The following is a 23,215-nucleotide window of genomic DNA, read 5'->3' as shown; positions in this document are numbered from 1 at the left end:
AGTCTATCCTTAATTTAATTTCATTCACAAAAAACACAATTGCTCTTAATAAAATTTCATATTTACTCTATTGTACGAAATAATCATTAAAACACAAAGAGAAAATGTTAAAATTAATTCAATAACTATCGAAGGAGCTGCTCCTATGCCAGCTTTATATGTATGCCTGATGCTTCTCACCTCCCTGCTGTGGGGCGGGAATTTTGTTGTAGGCAAGTCGCTTGTGGAGCATGCTTCCCCTGTGGCCTTGACCGCATTTAGATGGATCATTGCTGTTATCTTCCTGTTGCCTATCGTGCTGCGGAAGGAAAAAAAGCTTCTGCCTCCTGCAAAATCGCTTGTCCCGCTGATTCTGATGGGCATCACAGGTGTAGTGCTGTTCAATATCTTTCAATTTTGGGCGCTGGAAGAAACAACGGCCACAAATGTCGGACTGATTTCAACGCTTAACGCTATTTCAATAGCTGTTTTTTCAGCAATCTTTTTAAAAGACAGAATTAACCTGCCGCAGATTCTGACCATGATGTTTTCACTCTTCGGCGTCCTGCTTGTCCTTACCAAAGGCCATCTGGAAATGCTGCTGTCTTTGACGTTTAATAAAGGAGATTTATGGATGTTGGCAGCGGTGTGCATTTGGGGAATCTATTCGATCCTCGGCAAGTGGGCCGGAAAATATACTTCTCCAATCCTGTCGACCTTTTATTCAGGGATCTTCGGATTGGCCATCCTGCTTCCATTCAGCTATTCTGATCTCCAAATCAAAAATCCTGATCTGTCCTTTGCAGGATCCATGCTTTATACCGGACTCATTTCAACCGTTGTATGCATGGTGCTCTGGAATAAAGGGGTCCAGAAAATCGGGGCTGTCACCGCAGGGGTGTTCCTGAATTTCAACCCTGTTTTCACTGCTATCCTGGCTTTTCTGCTGCTCGGAGAAAAGCTTGAAGCAATCCAGTTTCTCGGAGGCATGATCGTCATCCTTGGCTGCTACCTGTTTACCCGCCTTCAGGCACAGCGGCAAAGAAAAAGCCTTCGCGGCAAACCGGAAGCTTCCCTTACAGCTATAGACTAGAAAAGGGATGAACAAAAAGTTAAATAGTTACTCCACTGTTAGAAAAGGTAAAATATACACTAAGATGCACTTTGTTCAGCACTATAAATAACAATGCAAGAGCATAGAAAAACGCTTGGATTATGGATATTCCAAGCGTTCTTTTTTACCCGTTAGTCATACATAAAGACTTACATAATAAGTCATTATTTCTTACGTTTTCGTTCTAAGAATATAGGTGCTATATTTAGCAAGATAGAAACAATTGTCAGAAACCAAAATGCCCTTGCCATACCAGGTATTACATCCGATAAAGCCGCCCAATCTTCCGCATTTACCCACCGAGTTAAATAACTGTAATCTGCGCAAATTGTTAATGCTGTAAATGATAATGCCATCGCCATAGCAAGATTATAATCCTTTCCTGCTGCATACAAAGAAAGATTTATAACAGTTAATACTATTGCAAAAACCCCTAATATTAACCACATAACTATACCCCCAAGTTATATTTTTGGTTCAAGTATCCTGCTTCGTTTGTCACATAAAAAGACTGCCAGGTTGGTCACTGATCTGGAACATAAGCACCCGTTGCTTCAAGTGAATTTATTCATAGATCTTTTTTATATTATTGATTAAGTTCATCAATCGATTTAAATATTCTTGAATATATTTCTTTTATGTGTTCATCTGTTTTTCTATCATTATACAAACCGAATTCCCAGCTTTTTAACGACTCATCTTCTTTTAATGTAAGAACCCCAACAGCATAGCTTTGACCAGCAGTCCAATTCCAAGACTCATTATATTCTGTTTCTTTTGTGGAGAAAGGGATATGATTATTAGCTGATATAAAAAAGAATGGAATTGTAGAATTTAGGTAAACATCTGCATATTGGCTTTCAGCAGCCTCTAAAAGGTTATTTTCCCTGATAACTACTGCGTCAAAATATTTCAGTTCTTCACTTGCCATTTCATCAAATGCGATCTCTGTAAACATCACTTGTTTTTCATTTACTTCTGGTCGTTTTCCAACCACCGCTATTTTTAAAGGTTTTCCTTCATACAACTCAAAATCAGGACTTTGAGTACAAGCTGTTAATGCGAAAATCAGCATTAATGATATGTATTTTTTTCTATACATTTCTAACCCCCTTACCTATCAAACTATACCATAAAATCCCATATATTTTTTTGAAGTATTCTGCCTCTTTTATGGAATAAGAACAGCTGCCTATGTTGGCAGCTGTCCCGAAACATCGCCTATATCAACCTACCGTGCCATGCAGCTTAAACGGAAAATCTCCGCTTATTTTGATGCTTGCTGATTACTTAAATAAGGATAAGGCTTCCTGTTTTTTAAAAATAGTCATTATCACATTGGATGTAATTTTGCTTGTCCATTCATGCGTTAAAAATCATAAAAACACAAAAAAAACAACAGACCAAATCATATGAGATTTGGCCTGTTCATTAGTGTGCTATTTCAAATGTTTCTCCACCAAGACGGGACTATTTACCAAAAGCATCCCTCACTACTCGTTTATGAAACTCTTTCATCCTGCTGCACATATTCCTCTTCCCAATACTCAGCATTTTTGATGCCAAGCTTCTTCGAGTTGAAGACCGGATCAAGACCCTGCTTCTTCTGTGCTTCATAATCCTTGAGGGCAATGAGTGCCGGTTTGGCAAGGATTAGGATGGCAATCAGATTGAGCCATACCATCAGGCCGAGTCCTACATCCCCAAGCGCCCAGGCAAGGTCTGCTGCATTGACGGCCCCGTAAAAAGTCGCCCCCAGCAATACGATTTTCAGAATAAAAGTCAAAAGTCTGCCGTCCTTATTGCGCATCAGATATGCCATATTGGTTTCGGCGATATAATAGTAAGCCATAATAGTTGTGAAGGCAAAGAAGAATAGAGATACTGCGACAAAGCCAGCACCGAAACCAGGAAGTGCAGAGTCAACTGCAGCCTGGGTGAATGCCGGGCCTGCTTCTACTCCCGGAAGACCGTTGAAAATCATTGTTTTTCCGTCTTCACCGACTGTGTTGAACATTCCGGTAAATAGAATCATAAAGGCTGTTGCAGAGCATACGAAAAGTGTATCGATATAAACAGAGAATGCCTGGACAAGCCCCTGCTTTGCCGGATGTGATACCTCGGCAGCCGCAGCAGCGTGCGGCCCGGTTCCCTGGCCGGCTTCGTTTGAATAGATTCCACGTTTTACCCCCCAGGCAATCGCACTGCCGACAATTCCGCCAAACATGGAATCCGCAGCAAATGCACTGCTGAAAATAAGGGAGATTACACCTGGAAGCTCGCCAATATTCATGCCGATGATAATCAAAGCAACAAGCATATAGCCTACCGCCATAAATGGAACAGCATATTGAGCAACCGTTGCAATCCTTTTTACCCCGCCAAAGATAATCAGGCCAAGAAGGACGACAATGATGCCTCCAGTGACATATACATTAACGCCAAATGCATTTTCCATACCCAGAGCAATGGAATTTGACTGGATGCCAGGCATTAGCACTGACATAGCCAGCAGGGCAGCCACCGCAAATAAAACTGCAAACCATTTGATGCCGATGCCCTTTTCAATATAATAAGCAGGGCCCCCGCGGTATAAGCCATCCTGTTTTACTTTGTAGATTTGTGCAAGAGTCGATTCCACAAAGGCGCTTCCTGCACCGATGAATGCAATTGCCCACATCCAAAAGACGGCACCAGGTCCGCCCATAGCGATTGCTGTAGCGGTACCAGCGATGTTACCAGTTCCCACGCGGCCGGAAAGAGCAATAGATAAGGCCTGGAAAGAAGAAACGCCCGCATCGGAACTTTTGCCTTTGAACATGAGCAGCACCATGTCTTTAATGTGCCTGACCTGCAGAAAACGGGTTAACACGGAAAACAGGAGTCCGACAGCAAGACAGATATAAATGACCGGTGTACTCCAAAGAATGCCGTTTAATTGGCTAACAAAACCTTCCAAACAAATTCCCCCTTTTATTCTGAATCTTTTTCCTATTAAGAATTATATGTGAAATGGTAATGGAGTACAATCTTTTTTTGCTCTGCCTTCTACAGACATTAATGAAGGAACAGAACTCTCCTGCCCCGAAATACAAAAAAGGTGCACAGCCCAAATGGCCGTGCACCTTTTTCCTATATGGCCTCTTCCTTCAGCTGGCTGTGGTAAAGCCCATGGTAGAATCCTTCCTGTTCAAGAAGTTCCTCATGGGAGCCTTTCTCGATGATGCTGCCCTCATCAAGGACAAGGATCTGGTCGGCCTGCTGGATGGTGTTCAGCCTGTGGGCCACCACAAAGCTGGTTCTTCCTTCCATCAAGGTCTGGAGTGCTTCCTGGATTTTCATTTCTGTAATCGTATCAATGCTGCTTGTTGCTTCATCCAGAATCAATATCGAAGGATCCGCAAGGAAAGCCCTCGCAATGGATAAAAGCTGGCGCTGCCCCTGGCTGATTCCGCTGGCGTCCCCCTTCAGGAGGGTATCATACTGCTGCGGCAGCTTCATGATGAACGAGTGTGCATTCGCCATTTTTGCAGCTTTTTCCACTTCGTCATCTGTCGCATCCAGCTTTCCGTAGCGGATATTTTCCCTGACGGTCCCCTGGAACAGGAGTGAATCCTGGAGGACGAATGCCATATGCTGCCTTAAGCTTTCTCGCTTGATTTTTTTCAGCTCACGGCCATCAATCGTGATGCTTCCGCTGTCATAATTATAGAACCGGGAGATCAGGTTGATGATCGTAGACTTCCCGGCGCCGGTCGGGCCGACAAGGGCCACAGTCTGCCCGGTGTTTGCCCTGAAATTGATGCCCGTTACTGTATTCTCACCCTTTTCATAAGAAAAAGAGACATCCCTGAACTCGACTTCCCCTTTAATAAAGCTGATTTCTTCTGCATCTGCTTCATCCTCGAATTCTTCTTTCTGGTCCATGATTTCAAACACCCGTTCAGCACCGGCGATAGCCGACAAGAGGGTATTGAACTGGTTGGCCAGGTCATTCAGGGGGCGGGTGAACTGGCGGGCATACTCGGCAAAAATGACGATGACGCCGATCGATATCATCCCTTTTAGGACAAAAATGCCGCCCACTCCTGCAATGATGGCAAAGCTCATATTATTCAGCATGTTCATCAGCTTGGGGATGAAGCCTGAATACGTCTGGGCCCAGAATCCTGCGACCCGCAGCTTTTCGCCTTTGCCGATGAATTCTTCAATCACTCTGTCTTCCTGGGAAAAAGTCTTGACGATCCGCTGGCCGGAAATCGTCTCCTGGACAAAGCCATTCAGCTCTCCCAAGTTGCGCTGCTGCTCCTTGAAAAGCCGGCCCGTCCGATTGGTGATCCACTTCATCCCATAAAACATGACCGGAACAATGATCATGGTGATCAGGGTAAGCAGCGGACTCAGCCACAGCATGACCCCTACGGTCCCAACAAGGGTGAGCACACTGGAAAAAACCTGTATGACCGAGCTGTTCAGCGTGGAGCTGACATTTTCGATATCATTTGTCACCCGGCTCATCAGCTCTCCATGCTGCCTTTTATCAAAGAACGGAATCGGCAGTTTATGAAGGTGGCGGAAAAGCTGGGTCCTCATTTTAAAGACTGTGTTCTGGGCAATCCCGATCATCCAATAGTTCTGGAACCAAAGGGACGCAGAATAGACAATATATATAGCAGCAAGCCCGGCTAGCAGGGCAGCAAAGCCGCTGTTGCTTCTTTCTACGATATACTGGTCAATCCCTCTCCCAAGGAGGAACGGACCTAGCAGCCCCAGTACACTGCTGAGAATGACCATGAGCAGGACGAGGAAGAGGAGCCCTTTTTCCTCGGCGAGATAGTTCCAGATCCTGCGGAGAGTCCCTGCCCAGTTCTTCGATTTTACTTTTGGTTTCTTTGCATCATCGGCTGTCTTTTTGAGATTCTCTTTCTCCAGTACAGCAATCTTCTTGTAGCGGAATGGATCAGTCAGCTCCCTGAACATGCTCCAGCGCCTCCTCCCCGAACTGTGACCTGAAGATCTTTTGATACAGCTCCGATTCCCTCAGAAGTGTTTCGTGGTCTCCCTCGGCAATCAGCCTGCCGTCTTCAAGCAGCAGAATATGGTCCGATTCTATCGCTGTACTGATTTTTTGCGTAATGATAAGCGTAGTCGCGGTATACGTCCGCAATGCCTGCAGCAGCTTTGCCTCTGTTTTCAAATCCAAAGCACTTGTGCTGTCATCCAGCAGAAGTATCTTCGGCTTACGGACAAGGGCCCGGGCGATGGAAAGGCGCTGCTTCTGCCCTCCTGAAAGGTTGACGCCCTTTTGCCCGATCTTCGTGTCATATTTAGCGGAGAGCCTTTCAATGGAAGAATGAATCTGGGCCTTCTTTGCCGCTTCCTCCACCTCTGCAGGGGTCGCATCTTCTTTTCCCCAGCGGATATTTTCCTGGACGCTTCCTGTAAAGAGCAGTGCCTCCTGCGGGACGAAGCCGATCTGCTTGCGCAAATCATCCAGTTTGACCCGGCCGATATCCTGGCCGTCAATCCGGACGGTTCCGCCTGTCACGTCATACAGCCGGGGAATCAGCTGAAACAGAGATGATTTGCCGGCACCTGTGGCACCGAGGATGGCTGCCGTCTCGCCGGCCTTTATTTTGAAGGATACACCGTCAAGCACCACTGTGTCTGTACCCGGGTAGCGGAAGCTCACAGAATCAAACTCGATTTCTCCTCCCTCAATTTCAAATCCGGCCAGGGCCTGCTCAGAATCCTTCAGATCCACTTCTGTATTCAGGACATCGGCAATCCTGCCGGCCGAGGCTTTCGCCCTTGAAAAGGCCATGATGATAAAAGAAAGCATTGAAAGAGCACCCGTAATTCTTGTGGCATAGTTGATGACAGCAACCACTTCCCCGACTTTGGCGCTTCCGTCATCCACCTGGATGCTTCCAAACCAGAGGACACCGATAATGCTTATATTCATGATCAAAAGAAGCATCGGCATCGTCACTTCCATCAGCCGCAGAGCAAAAACAGTCTGATCCTTCAGGTCCCCTGTTACCTCTGTGAACCTTTCGCTTTCATGATTCCTGCGCAAAAACGCTTTAATGAGCCTGATGCCAGCCAGATTTTCCTGCATGACATTATTGACGTCATCCAGTTTTTCCTGAACTTTTTTAAACAAGGCTCCGCCTTTATTCATAATAAAAATGAGGAAAATAAATAAAAATGGAACAACCGCACTCAGAATCAAAGCGAGCTTCACATTGACAACAAACGCCATGATCAGGCCTCCAATAACCAGGAGCGGGGCACGCATCATGATGCGCAGGCTCATGAAGACGATATTCTGGAGCAATGTGACATCATTCGTCATCCTCGTGATAAGAGAGGAGCCCGGAAACATAGCAAAGTTGGCAAACGAGAAGGATTGCACTTTCCTGAACACACTCTTCCTGATATCAAAGCCGAAGCTCTGGCTGACATGCGCAGCATAGAAGGAATTGATGATGCCGGCCGCGAAGGCAATCAGCGAGATGCCAACCATGACCCCTCCCCAAATCAGGACCTCATCCATATCCTTCTTCATGATTCCTTCATCAATGATTTTGGCCATCAAAAGCGGCTGAAGCAGCTCAACCGCAAGCTCCGTCAGCATCAATGAAAGAGCGACAATGACGGCAACCCTGTATATTTTTAAAAATCCAAACACCTTTCCCATAAATCGTCCTCCAAGTCTGATTCCTGCTGAATTGCTTTTCCTTTACCCGCCTTTCGAGGAAAAAGTTCAGAATCTTAATCTTTCGTTTAACTAAATATATACACTATCATACGACTTTTTACGGAATTTTGAAATTATTTATCTGCTAATTCTTTTTACTGTATGCAAAAAGGCATGCAGATACATGCCTTCCCTTGTTTTACCTACTGGAAATCCTTCAGCTCTGGACCCTTCTCGCATTCTTGATAATCTGGTTGATGACCTCTGAGAATACAAGCCCGATGGCGATTGCCCCGGAGATCATGAAGGCCCGGGCAGCAAGGCTGATGGCTGTGTTGTAGTCGTTCTCAACAAAATTCCTCATTGCATCATACGCAAGCCCTCCCGGTACAAGCGGAATGATCCCGGCTACGCTGAAAATGATGATCGGCGTCTTATAGGCCCTTGCAAAAAACTGGCTTGTGAATGCCACGAAAAAAGCAGCGCTAATGGTGGCACCAACCGCATCCACACCTGATGATTCCATCCAGAAGTAGACGAGCCAGCCGATTGTTCCGACCGTGCCGCACTTGATCAAAGACTTTTTCGGAGCATTGAATAGAATCCCGAATGCTGCCGATGCTACAAAGCTTGTTGCAAGCTGTTCAATCGTTTCCATGCGATGCCTCCTTAAAATGAGATGAAAGATAGTACCACCGCGATGCCTGATCCGATGGCAAAGGCAGTCAGAAATGCTTCAGCGCCTTTTGACAGTCCTGATACCAAATGCCCCGCGATCAAATCCCTGACCGCATTTGTAATCAATAGGCCGGGCACAAGCGGCATCACCGATCCGATGATGATTTTATCCAGCTCATTGCCGGCCCCTGAAAAAACAAACGCATAAGATGCAAGGCCAATGACAAATGCCGCCACAAATTCAGCAAAGAACTTGATCGGCACCCATTTATGAAAATAGATAAAAGAAATGAAACCAAGTCCGCCGCATACTACCGCGGGCAGAAAGTCCTCCCAGCTCCCCTTGAACATGATCAGGAAACAGCCGCTGGAAATGGCAGCCGCCAGTATCTGAAGAAGCAGCGAATACGCCATTGGTGCAGCCTCTACTTCCCGCAATGACTGCAGAGCCTCCTTCACTGTCAGCTCCCCGCTGCTGATATTGCGGGAAATGCTGTTGACGATGGTGACTTTATCAAGATCAGTTCCCCTTTCGGAAATCCTGATCAGCTTCGTTTTGGTCGGTTCATGGCCTTCAATGGAAAAAATGATGCCAGTCGGCGTGACATAGCTGTGTGACTGGTCAACCCCGAAGGAAGCAGCGATCCGCATCATCGTATCCTCAACCCGGTATGTTTCAGCACCGCTTTGGAGCATGATTTTTCCGGCAAGAAGGCAAACCTCCATGATTTCATATGTATCGTTCTTGAATTCCTCCACTGGCTCTCCCCCCATGCACTTTTTACAGTGTAAAGCATGAAGGATGGCAGAGGCAATTTTAATTTCCTTTCCTTATAAAAGAAAGATAAATCGCATAACTTCAAGCCCTTTTAAAGATCAGCCGGTCTCTCCTTCCCCAGCCAAAAATCCATCCAGCATGCTGAATGGATTTCAGTTCATATTTTATCATCATCAGGGACAGGTTTTATCCCGAGCTTCTGAATAATCGGCTTGATTGTGAGCCCCTGGACGATCAGGGAGAACAGAACCACGCTGAAAGCAAGGAGGAGGACTGTATCCCTGCCTGCAAAAGAAGGCGGAAGGCTCAAAGCCAGGGCAATTGACAGACTTCCCTTTAAGCCTCCCCAGTTCAGCAGGATTTTGTATTGGCCGGAAAAGTCTTTGACAAATGCAAGGCTGCTGTAAAGGGCAATGGTTCGGCCTGCCAGCACAATGACAATGGCCAGGACAATCGTCCACCAATTATTGATAAAGCTGATGTTTTTGATTTCCAGGCCGATCATCAGGAAAATCAGTGAATTGGCGATCAGGGTGATCACATCCCAGAAAGAGCTGATATTGGTTTTCGTTGTCTCGGACATGCCGATTCTTGCGCCATAATTCCCGAAAATGACCCCTCCGACCACTACCGCGATAACACCTGATACCTCCAGATGCTCTGCGATAAAATAGCTGCCGAAGAACAGCAGGATCGAAAACGCAATTTCAAGCGGGTAGTCATCATAAATGCGGATAATCTGTGAAAAAAAATAGCCCAGCACGGCCCCAAGCAGGGCTCCGCCTACACTGAATTTGATGAACAGCCAAACACCGCTCGCAATCCCGGTCCAGCCCATTTCTATGTACGTAAGCAGGTAGATGGAGGATATCTGGAACAATACAACGGCCACACCATCATTGAGGAGGGATTCCCCTTCTATAATTGTGACCAGTTTTTTTGGCACGCCCAATGTTTTGAATATTGATATGACACTGATCGGGTCTGTAGCGCTCATAAGGGAAGCAAACGTGAAGGAAAGCACCAGCGGAAGATCCAGCAGATAATAGGAGCCCAAGCCTATAATAATGAATGACAGAAAGGTCCCCCCAAAGGCAAGCGCCAGGATCGGCCTCCTTACCTGTTTCACATGGGAAAATGGCATTTTAATGGAAGCATCGCCCAGCAGGATGGGAAGAAATAAAGAAATGATGATCGCCTGAAAAATATTCGATTGTGTAATGAACTGCTCTGCTTCTTCAAGAAGCGGTATATGGGTAAGCCCCAGAATCAGCCCCACCAGTACAAGGGCGATGGAATAAGGCTGTTTTGCCAGTTTGGCAATAGCGATGACTGTTACTGAAATAGCAAGCAAGAATAAAATTTGTATAAATACCTCGTCAAAATGATGCACTGAAAAATTCCCCTTTCTGACCTTGCAGCTGCAAGCATTTGGCAGATGCCCTGCCATTAGCCTTTACCTCAAAATGGCAGCAGAAAACCACCTATTGAAAAAGGATGCCGCTATAGCCCAAGTATCCCTTCTGGGAGTATTTTTCATGCACAGGAAGAATGCTTTAGTGCTGACTATATGATTTAAAGGCCATTGGGTTTCACAAAGCTTTTGCGGCCCGCACAATTAAAAAATGAGGCGCCTTCATGAGCTTTTCATACTGTTCTGGCCTTCGCTCTTTAAAGACCTGTGTCGGGCGGGGCTCAATCAGCTCCTGCATTGAAAAGCGGGCAATTGTCTTATTGATGATATCCTGGAGCGGCCTTCGGTAAAAAGGGACATCAAAGGTTTGCCCTGCTTTTGTCCATCGATCCACAATCATTTCTGCAGCCAGGTAGTCCGGTTCATCCAGCAGCTTCATATCCATGAACGGGTGGTGGACGGAAAAAAGGATCGTTCCGCCCGGCCTTAAAATCCGGTGGAATTCTGCAAAGGTTTGATTCCAGTCCTTCAGATAATGAAGAGTAAGAGAGCTGATGATCCAGTCGAAAGAATGGCTGTCAAAGGGCAGCTCTCCCTCCAGGTCACAGCAGACAAGTCTCGCTTTATTGCCAATGCGGCTCTTCGCAGAGCTGATCATTTCAGGGCTCAGGTCTGCACCCGTTACATTTGCACCCCGCCTGGCCAGTTCAGCCGTATACCAACCGGCCGCACATCCTGCGTCCAGAATATCCTTACCCTCCAGGCTGTCCGGGATCTGCTCAAGCATCGCCGGCCTTTCAAACTCGCTGTTAAACAAACTCCCATCATCCACCTGATGCTCATAAATGCCCGCCAGACTGTTAAATGTTTGTTTGACCTTTGCCTTCATTTTGGATGTCACCTCGTTTTTCAGGAATAGGTATTGTGTTTGTTTTATAAAAATGCCGCCTAGTCAGTCTTTTCCTGCTTAAATAGAAAAACCCGCATCAAAGCGGGTATTCCCATAAGCCCAGACGGCCTTTGGCAGGAATTGGCTCTTTCAGGATTTCCATGCCGCTGACCTGCCAGGCATAGCAGCCAATCCGGTAGTCACCCAGATAGAGCTCCTGACCGGATATAATCACCCCATTTTCAAGCACTGCCCCTGACTCGGAGTGATCTATGACTTTAAAGCAATCCACCAGGGTGCAGACTGCTATGATCTGCCCGGCAGGAAGATTTTCTTCTGAGTACCCGTGCCTGCCCAAAAGCTCCGACACATTCTTTCTCCGGCAGGCTTTCACATCGATTTTCTGGCTGGTATGGATGGCTAAAGCACCTCTGTAGGCGGTTTTCCATGTTCTCGTTTCATATTCTGCCTCCCGCAGGGCAAACAGGCTGGCCCAGGGCTGCTTCATTGTTAATACCTTCAATCTTGATCCTCCCCTCCTGCTATCTATCTATAGTCTGCTATCTCAGGGAGAATTTATGTTTTGAGGAGCGGACCGGTCTGCTACATCAAATCAAGCCGCTGCGAAATGCCTTTAATGACTTCCTGGTAGTAAGAGCGGTCATGCGGTACGAAATCTCCGATGTCAGCTTCTTTTTCCAGATAGATTTTCTCGCCGGCACTGCCAATCTCAAAGCCTTCCATCTGTACCTTGCCGTCCTCGCCTTCCCAAAGCTTCTTGAAGCTGTCCCATTCGATCCGGTAAATCCCGGCTACTTCCTCCTGCTGCAGCTCATACTCGCTGAACGGCTGGGAGCATTCGTAGAGAAACACATTTGCCATTTCTTTATCAATGAAGTTCTCCTTCTCAATGCAATATCTAATGGTGCCCAGCGGTGACAGCTCTTCGATATCGACATCGATCCCGATTTCCTCCTTGATCTCCCTCACGCCATCTTCAACGGTTTCTTCGGCCAGCAGATGACCGGCCGCCGTAATATCCAGAAGGTCAGGATAATCTTTTTTCTCTTTGCTTCTGAGCTGTACATATATATAAACCTTGTCCTCTTCCCGCTGAATGAACCAGCAGTGGAAAGCTTCATGCCAAAAGCCCTGCCGGTGCACATCCTTCCTGGTGGCCGTTCCGATCTGATTTCCTTCATCATCGAATATTTTCAAAAGCTCCAGCTCCATATGATCTCTCCTCTGCTTGTTGTTAATTGCAGTCCTTTAGAGTTATTCTCCCATAACCAGGAAAATCCTGCATGGCAAAAAGCCCTCGAAGGTTTGCCTCCCAGGGCTTTTCACTATTGTGCATTAGCAAGCAGCTCTCTGTCTTCCTTAGCCTTCTTCGTCTTAGGTCTCCCTGATAAAGAGAAATAGGTCCACATCCGCATGATTTTTTCAAACGGGCCGGTACGGAACCACTTCAGATAGAAATAGCTTCCGGCCAGCTGGATGCTGTAGATCGCCACCGTCAGCAGGATGCCTGCCAGTACGCCAAGTTTGCCGAACATTCCCAGGCCATAGCCATAAAACACAGTGGTGCAGATAACAGACTGCAATAGATAATTACTCAGCGAAAGCCGTCCAACACTTTCAAAGGCCCTGAATAGGACGAATCTTCCTTTCACCGCGTACAGCCAGGCAAAAAGGAAGATGTAGCCCAGTGATAAGATATTTCCTCCAAACATATACAGAACACCCGTCCAGCCTGTTTCCTGCACCATGAGCGGCGAAGCTTTCAGCAGTATTCCCGCTCCGGCGAGGATACCTCCCCACAGCAGATATCTGCTTTTATTCCTGCCGATTTCATGGAAGGCGCGGCGCCTGGCAGCATACATGCCAAACAGGAATAATGGCGCTGTGATGAATGGCATGGCCAGCATCATGAACAGGTAAAAAGAGTCCGGCATGCCGAAAGGATCGGCATTGCTTCGATGAAGAGAAATCTCACTGTATGTGCCTGTGCCGAATATTTTATTTGTATCGGCCACATACTCTTCCATCCTCTTTGCTTCTTCGGCTGGGACCTCTGTATGCATGCCATATCCCATGAAGGAAGCAAGAATCAACAGCACTATGCCCCATACTAGCAGGGTTTTCTTTTTCCTGTTCAGGAAGAAGAGCAGAAAGAAGCCCATGATTCCATAAGAAAAAAGAATATCGCCTTCCCACAGAAGACCGCCGTGCAATCCGCCCAGCACAAGGAGCAGGAAAAACCTCCGCACCAGATGCCTTCTATATTTCAAACCTTTATCTTCAAGCCCCTCTTTCAGCTTGATCAAAGAATAGCCGAATAAAAAAGTGAAGATCGGCATGAAGCTGCTCTCAACAAAAACCTTCAAAAACTCATGCAGGAAGTGATCCAGCCCTGAAGGTGAAAAAGCCTCCATCTCATCTTTCCCAAACATTCCGTATTGAAAAATCAGCATATTAGCTGCCAGGATACCCAGCAGGCTAAAGCCCCTCATTCCATCGATTACGTGAATCCGCCTATTTTCCCCGTCCATTTTCATACTCCTTTATCTGCTTTCCTAATTAGGAAGCTTAAAATCTATCACTTAGTATAGTCCGCTTCTATTTCCCTTGAAGAAACAGAAGTTTACTTTCTGATAAACTTTTGAAAAAGTTGTTAATATGCTCGTAAGGTTTCTGTGCTACGATAGTGACCGAGGTGGGCAAAAGTGGAAAATGCAGAAATTTTATTAGTAGATGATGAGAAATCAATTGTTAAATTAATGGAGACTGTTCTGAGAAAAGAAGGATTCAGCTCTATACATACAGCTTATACAGCAGAAGAGGCGCTTGAGTGTGTTTCCCGGCACCCCATTGATATCGTGGTGCTTGATGTCATGCTTCCCGGACAGAGCGGCTTTGATATCTGCCCGAAAATCAGGGAGATCTCAGACGCTTATATTCTATTTTTAACAGCGCGCGTCTCTGACCTTGATGTGCTGACTGGATTTGCGATCGGCGGGGACGATTATATTACCAAGCCCTTCAACCCGCTTGAAATCGCAGCGAGGATCAAGGCAAGGCTCCGGCGGAATCAGGCTCCTTCCCCTGCTTTAAAAGAGGCTGGCAGAAAGCATGATTTCGGGCGTTTTATCCTGGACGAAGAGGCAGGGGACCTGATTGTTGAGGGCAAGGCCGTACAGACGCCTGCCCAGGTATTTCTCCTTCTGCAGTATTTGTGCCAGCATCCGAACACCGTCATCTCAAAAACGCAGATGCTGGAAGCCGTATGGGGCTTTGACAGCTTTGTGGATGACAATACCGTTACGGTACATATTCGGAGGATTAGGGAAAGAATCGAAAAGGACCCGAGCCATCCGGAACTGCTCGTGACCGTGCGCGGGCTGGGCTACAAGCTGGTGAAGGGGAAAAAAGGATGAAGTCGCTCAGGCGCAGGCTTGCCCTTCACTTCTCTCTTCAGTTCATTTCCATTATCGTGTTTGTCGCAATTTTTTCTCTGGTGCTTCTATTTGTGCTGCTGATGCATTTAAACAGAGAAGAGATGAAGCAAAATTGGCCCGCCGGTGCCCTGGAAGGCATTACGATCGATACGCTGATTGAAGATAACAAGGCCACCATCAGCGATGCCTGGAAGCATCAGCTCGAAGAACGGAATCTCTGGGTGCAGGTTGTAGATATGGAAGGAAAGGTCATCGGGTCTGAAAATACGCCTGAACTCCTGCCTGACTCATACTCTGTCAGCGATATCCTCCAGATTGAAAAAACGAATCAATATGAAGGCTTCTATGTTTACTCCGAGGTCGACACCACTTTTAAAGACCCTTATTTTTATATGCTCGGCTATGAAAACAATGAGCTGGAGAGCCTCCAGCGCTGGTTTTCACAGTATTCCAGCAGCGGCAGGCTCCCTGATGAAAACCTGAAGAAGCTTGAACGGGAATTAGAGCCATTGGAAGGCTCCATCCATGTGGTAAACCAGGAAGGGAAAATTGTCCAATCCGCCGGGTCTGAAATAATGAAGGAAGACTACAAGCCGCTCGATGTGCTTGTCAGGACAAAATCACCGGGAAAATTCGAAACCCATACAACGATCTTCAATGATCCGGAATCGGGTTTCACTTGGATTATGTACACACCCAGGCAAGAGGCAGAGCCTGAAGGATTTGCGTTTCTCTCCGAGGTAATGAGGGTCATCGTCATCCTCGCAGCTGTCCTGCTCGCCTTGACCATAGGCATTTCCTTCTGGCATGGCTTCCGGTACGGCCAGCCTCTCCTTCTCTTCACCGGCTGGCTGGAAAGGATGGGCTACGGAAATTACGAGGAAGTGCTGACAGAGAAAGAACGCAAAAAGGTCTTCCGTAATAACGGAAAGGTGCGCCTGAGATACAAGCTTTATAAAGAAGTGATCGGGGCCTTTTACGAAATGGCTGAAAAGCTTTCTGCCTCAGACAAGGAAAGGGACCGGCTGGACAAAACGCGTGAAGAGTGGATGACCGGCATTTCCCACGATCTCCGGACACCCCTTTCAACGATCCAGGGCTATGCCCATCTGCTTGAAAGCGGGCAGTACCGCTGGACAGAAGAAGAGCTTCTGGACATGGGCAAAATGATCCGGGAAAAAGGAGATTATATGACCGCCCTCATTGAGGACTTCTCCCTTGCCTTCCAGCTCAAAAATCAGTCGCTCCCCCATCAGCTGAAGCCTGCCGATCTGAATGAACTTGTGCGAGGCATCATGCTGAAATTTGTCAACGATCGCACCCTTGAGGATGTTCCCTTTAACTTTGAAGGTGCAAATACAGCTCTTTTTATACAAGCAGATATACGCTGGTTTGAGCGGATGCTCGATAACCTTATCTATAACTGCATCAAGCATAACCCAAAGGGCACTAGCATTACCGCCTCAGTCAGCAGTCAGGGGGGAACCGCCATTGTCTCCATCTCTGACAACGGTACAGGAATGGACGAAGAAACAGTCAGGCACCTCTTCGACCGCTACTTCCGCGGCACAAGCACAGACGAACAAACAGAAGGCGCCGGCCTCGGCATGAGCATTGCCCGCGCCATCGCCGAGCTGCATGGCGGGAGCATTCATGTCTCTTCTGTCAAACATAGGGGGACTGTTTTTCGGCTGGAATTTCCTTTGGGAGAGGGGCTGGAGAAAGAAGGCTGGCTGGAGGGGTTGGCATAGATAATAAAATGCTGGTAATTAGCTTAGGCAGTCCGTTAAAATGAGGAAAAGTGTAAGAAACGAAAGAAATAACTTCCTAAAAACATACAAAAACGCTTGGGCTCTTCGTTCGAGCGTTTTGTTGCTGTCATTGTCTTGTTTAATTAAAAGACCCGGTGGGAAAATTTCAGGTAAGTACCTTATATCAATCGCTGCCATTCAAATATAAATGAATCTTAAGACCTGCAACCAAGACATACAGGCAAAAAATAAACCCAGTACTCGAAGTACCAGGTTTATGAAAAGTATTATTCTTTTCCTTTACCGCGGTCTTTATTATTTTCCGCGCCTGTGTTTTGGCCATTTTGTTTCTTTTCGTTTGCTTGCTGCCTTTCAACTTTCTTTTCTTGAACCTGCAGTTGTTTATCTGCTTTCTTTTCTTGAACCTGCAGTTGTTTATCTGCTTTCTTTTCTTGAGCTTCTTGCTTTTTAACAGCAGCAGTTGCCTGGACTTCAGCACGCTTTTCAGCTGCCTTAGCCTTTGCTTCCTCTTTCTTAGTTAATTCAGGGGCAACAGCAGCTGTTTTTTTAGGTTCTTCCGCAGCTTCAGTCTCAGCTTGTTCATCAATTACTGTTTCTTCTGTTACGGCTTCCTCAACAGTCTTTTCCTTTGTTGCTTCTGAGGCTGCTTCTGTTGCAGTTTCAGTATCTGCTGCGGCTTCTTCCTCAGCGGCTTTATCATCATCAGTTGTCTCAACCTTAAATTTTTCTGCTTTTGCTTCAAGCATTGCAAGTTTTTTGTCTAATTTTGCGAAAGACTTTTGAATATTCTTCATTAATGCCTTCTGAGCTGTAGGGTTTTTAACATGTGACAATGCGGCAGCTAATGCATCGATGTTTTGAGCAAGCTTTACTTCAACTTCATCTTCTGTCCCTTCATCTTCTGCTCCAGGTTCTTCGCCTTCCGTTATTTCTGTTGTTCCTTCAGTGTCTTCAGCCGGCTGACCCTCAGCTGCTTCAGTTTCCTCAGCAGTCTCTTCTGTCGCTTCTGTATCATCACCGGCACTATCTTCTGAATCTGTTAAACTCTCAGCTGCTTCCTGTTGAGTAGCGATTGCCTCTTCTAAAAGTGCTGTAGCCTCATCCGTTTTTCCCTCTGCAAGCAGTGTATTTGCTTCAGCAATACGCTCAGCTGCAAAGTCAGCTAAAAGACGCGCTTCCTTGTAATCATCCATTGTGACAGCAAGTCTTACTTTTTCCAACATAGACTTTACAAAGTAGAAGAAATCCCCAGGAACTAAAGCCGGTGCCTCTTCTAGCTCTTGATCCTTGTCTGCTGTCCCATTGTCATCTGCTTCTTCTTCAGTTACTTCTTCCTCGGCTGCAGCTTCAGTATCAGCTGAGTTTTCTTCTGCGGCTGACGTTTCATCGTTTACATCAACTTCCGCTGCTTCTTCCGTATCTGCATTTTGTTCAACCGCACTCTCATCCGCATACACAGCGCTTGTCCCCAATGAAGAAAGAAGAAGTGCTGATGCTGCGACACCGCTTAATAATGATTTCTTATTTTTCAAGTCCGTTTCCTCCTGATCTGTTTTTCGGTATACCTTTCGACAAAAACAGACAGGTTTGTGACGGTCTTTATGAAAAAAATAAAATAACTTTTCTAAATCATAAGAAAAGCTTCCTGGAATGGGAAGCTGGTTTTGAAAAAAAGCCCCCTTCCCCTACCAGCCCTAAAAGAGCGGACCTTCCCTGACCTGAATGAAAGAATCAGTGACAGATTGAAAAATAAGCGGAGAATTTCTGACTATTGACTCAAAACAAAGGGAAATGGACAACTTCGCTCTGCTTGACAGGAAATTCTTCGCTTAATTACACCCACTTCCTCAAAAAGAGCCAAGGGACCTGTCCCCTTGGCTTACTCATCAAGCTGATAACATAGTTGAACTACTCCAGATGAAAACTTTTTTGTTTCAGCAAGTTTTAGATTTACCCGTTGCTTAATGTCAGTAAAAAGGGGTTTTCCTTCTCCTAGAACAACAGGATGAACAGACAATCTAAATTCATCTACAAGCTTTAAGTTTATAAAGGTTGTAATTAGACTTGCCCCGCCATAGAGCCAAATATCTTTTCCAGGCTCGTTCTTTAATTTGATTATTTCTTCCTTAATGTCTTCATTTATAAATAAAACGTTATTTTCGGACTTATTTTGTGCTCTTGAAAACACGTATTTCTTTTTACTGTGGATCAATTCCCAAGCTTCTTTTTCAGTATCAGATACTTCAGTATCGGGTATATACTGACCCCATAAATCATAACTTTTTCTTCCATATAAGATAGTATCGATTTCATTTAAGAAGTTATTGAAGTTCATATCAGGATCCATTATACACCAGTCTACTTCCCCTTTCGGTCCTTCAATAAATCCATCTAAAGTAACTGCCAAATCTAATATTATTTTCCTTGGTCTTTGGTATAAAACCATCATTCATCCTCCTTTTGATTGCCAACGTAAAAACTATCATTCTTCAACAAATCCTTTGGCGATTATTTACCTTTACTTAGGATTCCTCAATTCGATTAAGACTGCTTACACCCCTGTATCAGTACCTGCCATGCTTATTTTTCCATTACCAGCCCTCACGATTACACAAAGACGTAATATGTGCAAGATGGTGCCGTCCGTGCCAAGCGTAGATTCCTATATTTTTGCCTACTGTAACTTCACCAGAATCCGGGTGGATAAATGTCTTTTCCATATCAGCTGGGATTAGACTCCGTAAAAGGCCAGTCCAACGTTTGTGTAATGCTTCAAGCAAAGATAGTGAGATATCAATTGGCAGTTTATAATCAGAGAGTTCCGCCCAATTCGTTTCATCGTATGGTTTAATGACAGGTGTTTTTTCTGTAAGAGCCAATTTAAATCGAACGTAGGCATTCATATGACTATCTGCAAGGTGATGTATTACTTGTCGAACAGTCCACCCACCTGAACGATAAGGTGTATCAAGCTGTTCATCATCTAAGTCCTTTACAGCATCCCGCAGCAATCTTGGTAAAATTTCAATCTCATATATCCAATCCCTTGTAACGCTGTTAGTAATCTCACCATCGTATTGAAAATTGCCAATTGGATATCTCAAATCCATCAGCTTATTCCCTCCTCATAGTCCCTTGATTTTTAGACTAACTAAATAGTTCAGTTTAAAATCCATTTGTTATTTAACTAACCAGCTCTATAATCAAATAAGAAAAGCTGCCTGGTTTGGCAGCCAGCTCAAGCTCTGGTGAATTTTTTTTGTTAGCAACTATGCGAGAAAGTCGAGAACCCTCTTGATCACAAGTTTCGTCGCGACAGCATCGTAAGACGGTAAGCTGCTGTCGGTGAATAGATGTTCCCTGCCTTCGTACAGAAAAAGTTCAGCATGATCAGCCGAAGCCACAAGCTCACGGGCCGCGTCGATGTCACCGTCTTCAACGAAGAAAGGATCTGTGTCCATGGCGTGAATTTGCACAGGCAAGTCGGCCGGCCACTCAGATTTGAACACTGAGGGCGGGAGGCATGCATGAAAAAACAGTGCCCCTCTCGCACCCTCACGAGTTTGAGCGAGCTGCTGTGCTGCCGGGACACCGAGTGAAAAACCGGCATAGACGACATCGCGTGAAAGCTCGGTGGCTGCCCGAACGCCGCGCGCCGTCACTTCTTCAAATCCAATTTCCTTCACAAATGCCAAGCCTTCCTCCAGCGAGGTAAATACACGGCCTTTAAATAAATCTGGCACGTGAACAGTATGCCCCGCATCTCTCAGTTGATCGGCAATTGCTTCAATCCCTTTCGTTCGGCCCAGAACATGGTGTAACAACAAAACCTCTGCCATCGTTTCCACCCCTAATTAAATGAATTTCATATGTCTAGCTTCGACAAGAACACCTGTTTGACCTGCAAGAACTTTACTTTATTTAGATATATTCACCTTAATAAAGCTCAGCCTTTATGCCGCCCCAAGAATAAAGTTATTCCCAAATGCTTTTTTTACTTTTATTTCTAAATAAAAACATGAGAATGCCACCTATTGTGAAATATATGAAAGCCAAAAATCCGTTAACTATTTCGTATCCAATTAAAAGAACTGTACTTGTAGTCATAAGCACACCAATCCATCTAATTATAAATCTAATCATTTCTTACCCCGCCTCCATTTCCTCCACCAAATTCCCGATCTCTTTATTTTAATTAAATGTAGAAAATATCTATATTCAAAACTTCATCTGTGGCATTCGTTTACTTGAATGCAAGGAGTTAGAAGTCACCTCCTGCTTATTGCTTTTTTAAAATTGAAATAATAAAAAGGAATTTGTATAGTTAACACCAACATTAATACTTCTGTTTGGCAGCTGATTTAAACAAGCTATTTATAGTTTGAGTGACATGTTCCACAGGCCCCCGGGACAGACCCCATGGCCTACAGCCTAAAAACGAGCCAAGGGACCTGTCCCCTTGGCTCATTCCAAAAGCTCTTTTTGCTTAAAGATTTGTATGGATGAGATAAGAATGACGATGATAATAGCAATAGTTGTTATTAAGGCTGGCAAGAAACTGGAATCCAGTTCCCCTGACAGCAAGACCTGTCCTGTGTGCTCAGTCATTGCAGCCGGACTCCATTTCATATACTTTTCCAGAAAGCTTGTAACCGTCGAAAGACCAAAGGCCACAAGGATTGTAAGAAAAGCGGCACTGGCATTTCCTTTCATGACCGTGCTAAAAAACAGCGTTAGTGTAACAACAAAAATTAACCATATGCTGTAGATCGCTGCACTTTGAAATACCTGCCCAACAGCGACTGTTTCAATGAGTATCTTCGTATAATACCAGGAAGCTGCATATCCGATAAACAATGAAAGAAGTGTGATGGTCAGTAACCCGGCCCATTTCGATAATATATACGAGGAATAAGGAACTGGTTTAATCATCACCATACCCGCTGCCCCACTCTGTCTTTCTGCAGATACGACACCCATTGCACTCAATACAAGAATAAGTACACCCAGCATTCCATAATTGGATAGAACCGCCATTAATACTTCCCCGCCAGTTGGAACAGGCATTTCCAGGATTGTACCTTCTGGAAGACCGCCAAAAGTATCTAAAATTTCCGGCATATAGTATGAACTGACCGGCTGCATCACACCCAGCAAAATAAAGACAATGGGAATCCATAAGATTTTATAATTCCGTGCCATTTCCAGCATTTCTTTTCGATAAAGAACAGTCCATTGTGTCATGATTTCACCACTTTCATAAATAAATCCTCTAATGTCGTCTGGGAAACCTCGAACTTACGGATCGGGAGTTCGAGGTCCACGATATCTTTTAACAATTTTTGCTTTGCTTCTACCATATCTTTTAATACAATGCTCGCCTTATTGCCCTGGGTGTTTACTTCAGATACAAAGCCGTAATCTGCTATGCTCTTAAGCCAATCGGCTGCCGGCGATTCGAATTCAACTTGAATAATAGGCTGCTGATACTCTGCCATTACACTTCCCAGGCTGCCTGATGCCGCAATTTCCCCTGCATGCATGATAAGAATGTCGTCACTTATTTCTTCTGCATCGTGAAGGACATGCGTTGAGAAGAGAATGGTGGTTTCCTCTTTAATCTCCCTCATCATGTCCAATACTTCCCGTCTCCCAAGCGGGTCGAGTGCTGAAACAGGCTCATCTAAAATAAGCAGGCTTGGACGGTGAATGAGTGCCTGTGCCAATCCAAGCCGCTGCTTCATTCCGCCTGAATACCCCCTTATTCTTCTTTTCTTCGCATCCGCCAGACCCACCCGTTCAAGTAATTCTTCACTTCTTATCTCCGCTTCTTTCCGACTCAGCTTTGCTAATTGGCCGGCGAAAATAAGAAACTCCTTTCCGCTCATCCAATTAAAGAAAGCAGGATATTGAGGTAAATACCCAATGAACTGCCTTAAATCCTTTGCTTTTTTCCCTTTAAAATCAATGCTTCCTGAAGTTGGCTCCAGCAATCCGGATAGCATTTTTAATGTCGTTGTTTTTCCTGCTCCATTTGGTCCAAGTAAAGAAACGCATCTGCCTTCTTCAATATAAAAATTGATTCCTTTAACAGCATTCATATTTCCAAATCTTTTTACTAGATCATCTGCCTTTAATAACGCCATTAATCATTTCTCCTTCCAACCACAAAATAAAGCACTGGTCCTATAATGTTGATCATGAGAATAATAAGAATCCAAAGCCATTTGGGTCCGTTCGTTTTTTCTTCTCTAATGCAGGAAACTAATGCGGCAGTCATCAGTATTAGCTGTAAGACAAGAATGGGCGCAATCGCTTCCCATGGGATTGCATTTAACAGTTCATTCATTTTCTTCTCCACCCCAATTGTTTTTTTACTTTTAATACGATTACGATCGTCGAAACGTTCACTCTTGAAAAAATAAAAAAA

The 23,215-nt window shown here is 45.2% G+C and carries 22 protein-coding genes; 3 read left to right on the top strand and 19 right to left on the bottom strand.

Going from position 1 to position 23,215, the window contains the following annotated elements:
* The first annotated feature begins 145 nt into the window (after positions 1–145).
* Positions 146–1,072: a DMT family transporter gene (locus N288_RS02975; protein ID WP_022543340.1), complete on the top strand. Its 927-nt coding sequence runs from the start codon at positions 146–148 to the stop codon at positions 1,070–1,072.
* Positions 1,073–1,257: 185 nt separating this feature from the next.
* Here N288_RS02975 and N288_RS02970 read toward each other — a convergent pair whose 3' ends face one another.
* The 12 genes from N288_RS02970 to N288_RS02915 form a co-directional block, all read right to left on the bottom strand.
* The gene (locus N288_RS02970; RefSeq protein ID WP_009792269.1) at positions 1,258–1,542 is read right to left on the bottom strand and encodes a hypothetical protein; all 285 of its coding nucleotides are present in this window, start codon (positions 1,540–1,542) and stop codon (positions 1,258–1,260) included.
* A 137-nt stretch (positions 1,543–1,679) separates the two neighbouring features.
* Complete coding sequence (locus N288_RS02965) at positions 1,680–2,195, bottom strand: hypothetical protein (protein WP_022543339.1); 516 nt, start codon at positions 2,193–2,195, stop codon at positions 1,680–1,682.
* Positions 2,196–2,594: 399 nt separating this feature from the next.
* On the bottom strand, positions 2,595–4,052 hold the full coding sequence (locus N288_RS02960) for an alanine/glycine:cation symporter family protein (RefSeq protein ID WP_009792272.1): 1,458 nt from the start codon (positions 4,050–4,052) through the stop codon (positions 2,595–2,597).
* A gap of 173 nt (positions 4,053–4,225) precedes the next feature.
* Positions 4,226–6,073 carry an ABC transporter ATP-binding protein gene (locus N288_RS02955; protein WP_022543338.1) on the bottom strand — a complete coding sequence of 616 codons (1,848 nt, stop codon included), beginning with the start codon at positions 6,071–6,073 and terminating at the stop codon, positions 4,226–4,228.
* Positions 6,054–7,796, bottom strand: coding sequence for an ABC transporter ATP-binding protein (locus N288_RS02950; RefSeq protein ID WP_009792275.1), 1,743 nt, complete (start codon positions 7,794–7,796; stop codon positions 6,054–6,056). The genes N288_RS02955 and N288_RS02950 overlap by 20 nt, the downstream gene beginning before the upstream one ends.
* Positions 7,797–8,013: 217 nt before the next feature.
* Positions 8,014–8,454, bottom strand: coding sequence for a threonine/serine exporter family protein (locus tag N288_RS02945; protein WP_009792276.1), 441 nt, complete (start codon positions 8,452–8,454; stop codon positions 8,014–8,016).
* Between the two features lie 11 nt (positions 8,455–8,465).
* Positions 8,466–9,248 (bottom strand): threonine/serine exporter family protein, encoded by a 783-nt coding sequence (locus tag N288_RS02940; protein ID WP_009792277.1) that lies wholly within the window; start codon positions 9,246–9,248, stop codon positions 8,466–8,468.
* Between the two features lie 161 nt (positions 9,249–9,409).
* Entirely contained in the window at positions 9,410–10,645 is a 1,236-nt protein-coding gene (locus N288_RS02935) for a cation:proton antiporter (RefSeq protein ID WP_035401852.1), read from the bottom strand.
* Positions 10,646–10,844: 199 nt separating this feature from the next.
* A complete protein-coding gene (locus N288_RS02930) occupies positions 10,845–11,555 on the bottom strand; it encodes a class I SAM-dependent methyltransferase (protein ID WP_009792281.1) in 711 nt (236 codons plus the stop codon).
* A 97-nt stretch (positions 11,556–11,652) separates the two neighbouring features.
* Complete coding sequence (locus N288_RS02925; protein ID WP_022543336.1) at positions 11,653–12,078, bottom strand: ASCH domain-containing protein; 426 nt, start codon at positions 12,076–12,078, stop codon at positions 11,653–11,655.
* A gap of 80 nt (positions 12,079–12,158) precedes the next feature.
* A complete protein-coding gene (locus N288_RS02920) occupies positions 12,159–12,788 on the bottom strand; it encodes an NUDIX hydrolase (RefSeq protein ID WP_009792283.1) in 630 nt (209 codons plus the stop codon).
* 113 nt (positions 12,789–12,901) lie between these two features.
* Positions 12,902–14,107 (bottom strand): DUF418 domain-containing protein, encoded by a 1,206-nt coding sequence (locus N288_RS02915; protein ID WP_022543335.1) that lies wholly within the window; start codon positions 14,105–14,107, stop codon positions 12,902–12,904.
* A gap of 174 nt (positions 14,108–14,281) precedes the next feature.
* Here N288_RS02915 and N288_RS02910 point away from each other — a divergent pair, with 174 nt between their 5' ends.
* Positions 14,282–14,992 (top strand): response regulator transcription factor, encoded by a 711-nt coding sequence (locus tag N288_RS02910; protein WP_009792285.1) that lies wholly within the window; start codon positions 14,282–14,284, stop codon positions 14,990–14,992.
* Positions 14,989–16,764, top strand: coding sequence for a sensor histidine kinase (locus N288_RS02905; RefSeq protein ID WP_009792286.1), 1,776 nt, complete (start codon positions 14,989–14,991; stop codon positions 16,762–16,764). Before N288_RS02910 ends, N288_RS02905 begins: the two co-directional genes overlap by 4 nt.
* Before the next feature lie 287 nt (positions 16,765–17,051).
* Here the strand turns inward: N288_RS02905 and N288_RS02900 are convergent, their stop codons facing one another.
* From N288_RS02900 to N288_RS02865, 7 genes are all read right to left on the bottom strand, one after another.
* Positions 17,052–18,317, bottom strand: coding sequence for a DUF5667 domain-containing protein (locus tag N288_RS02900; protein WP_022543334.1), 1,266 nt, complete (start codon positions 18,315–18,317; stop codon positions 17,052–17,054).
* 347 nt (positions 18,318–18,664) lie between these two features.
* Positions 18,665–19,231 carry a dihydrofolate reductase family protein gene (locus tag N288_RS02890; protein WP_022543332.1) on the bottom strand — a complete coding sequence of 189 codons (567 nt, stop codon included), beginning with the start codon at positions 19,229–19,231 and terminating at the stop codon, positions 18,665–18,667.
* 145 nt (positions 19,232–19,376) lie between these two features.
* Positions 19,377–19,898: a YfiT family bacillithiol transferase gene (locus tag N288_RS02885; RefSeq protein WP_187445495.1), complete on the bottom strand. Its 522-nt coding sequence runs from the start codon at positions 19,896–19,898 to the stop codon at positions 19,377–19,379.
* 156 nt (positions 19,899–20,054) lie between these two features.
* Positions 20,055–20,624 carry a dienelactone hydrolase family protein gene (locus N288_RS02880; RefSeq protein ID WP_009792291.1) on the bottom strand — a complete coding sequence of 190 codons (570 nt, stop codon included), beginning with the start codon at positions 20,622–20,624 and terminating at the stop codon, positions 20,055–20,057.
* Positions 20,625–21,249: 625 nt separating this feature from the next.
* Positions 21,250–22,029 carry an ABC transporter permease gene (locus tag N288_RS02875; RefSeq protein ID WP_009792293.1) on the bottom strand — a complete coding sequence of 260 codons (780 nt, stop codon included), beginning with the start codon at positions 22,027–22,029 and terminating at the stop codon, positions 21,250–21,252.
* Complete coding sequence (locus N288_RS02870; protein ID WP_009792294.1) at positions 22,026–22,931, bottom strand: ABC transporter ATP-binding protein; 906 nt, start codon at positions 22,929–22,931, stop codon at positions 22,026–22,028. The genes N288_RS02875 and N288_RS02870 overlap by 4 nt, the downstream gene beginning before the upstream one ends.
* The gene (locus tag N288_RS02865; protein ID WP_035401859.1) at positions 22,931–23,134 is read right to left on the bottom strand and encodes a PLDc N-terminal domain-containing protein; all 204 of its coding nucleotides are present in this window, start codon (positions 23,132–23,134) and stop codon (positions 22,931–22,933) included. The genes N288_RS02870 and N288_RS02865 overlap by 1 nt, the downstream gene beginning before the upstream one ends.
* Positions 23,135–23,215: the final 81 nt, after the last annotated feature.

It is taken from the genome of Bacillus infantis NRRL B-14911 (genome assembly GCF_000473245.1).
Lineage (GTDB): Bacteria > Bacillota > Bacilli > Bacillales > Cytobacillaceae > Bacillus_AB > Bacillus_AB infantis.
Note: the sequence above shows the minus strand (reverse complement) of the source record. Positions and strands in the feature narration are given on the sequence as shown.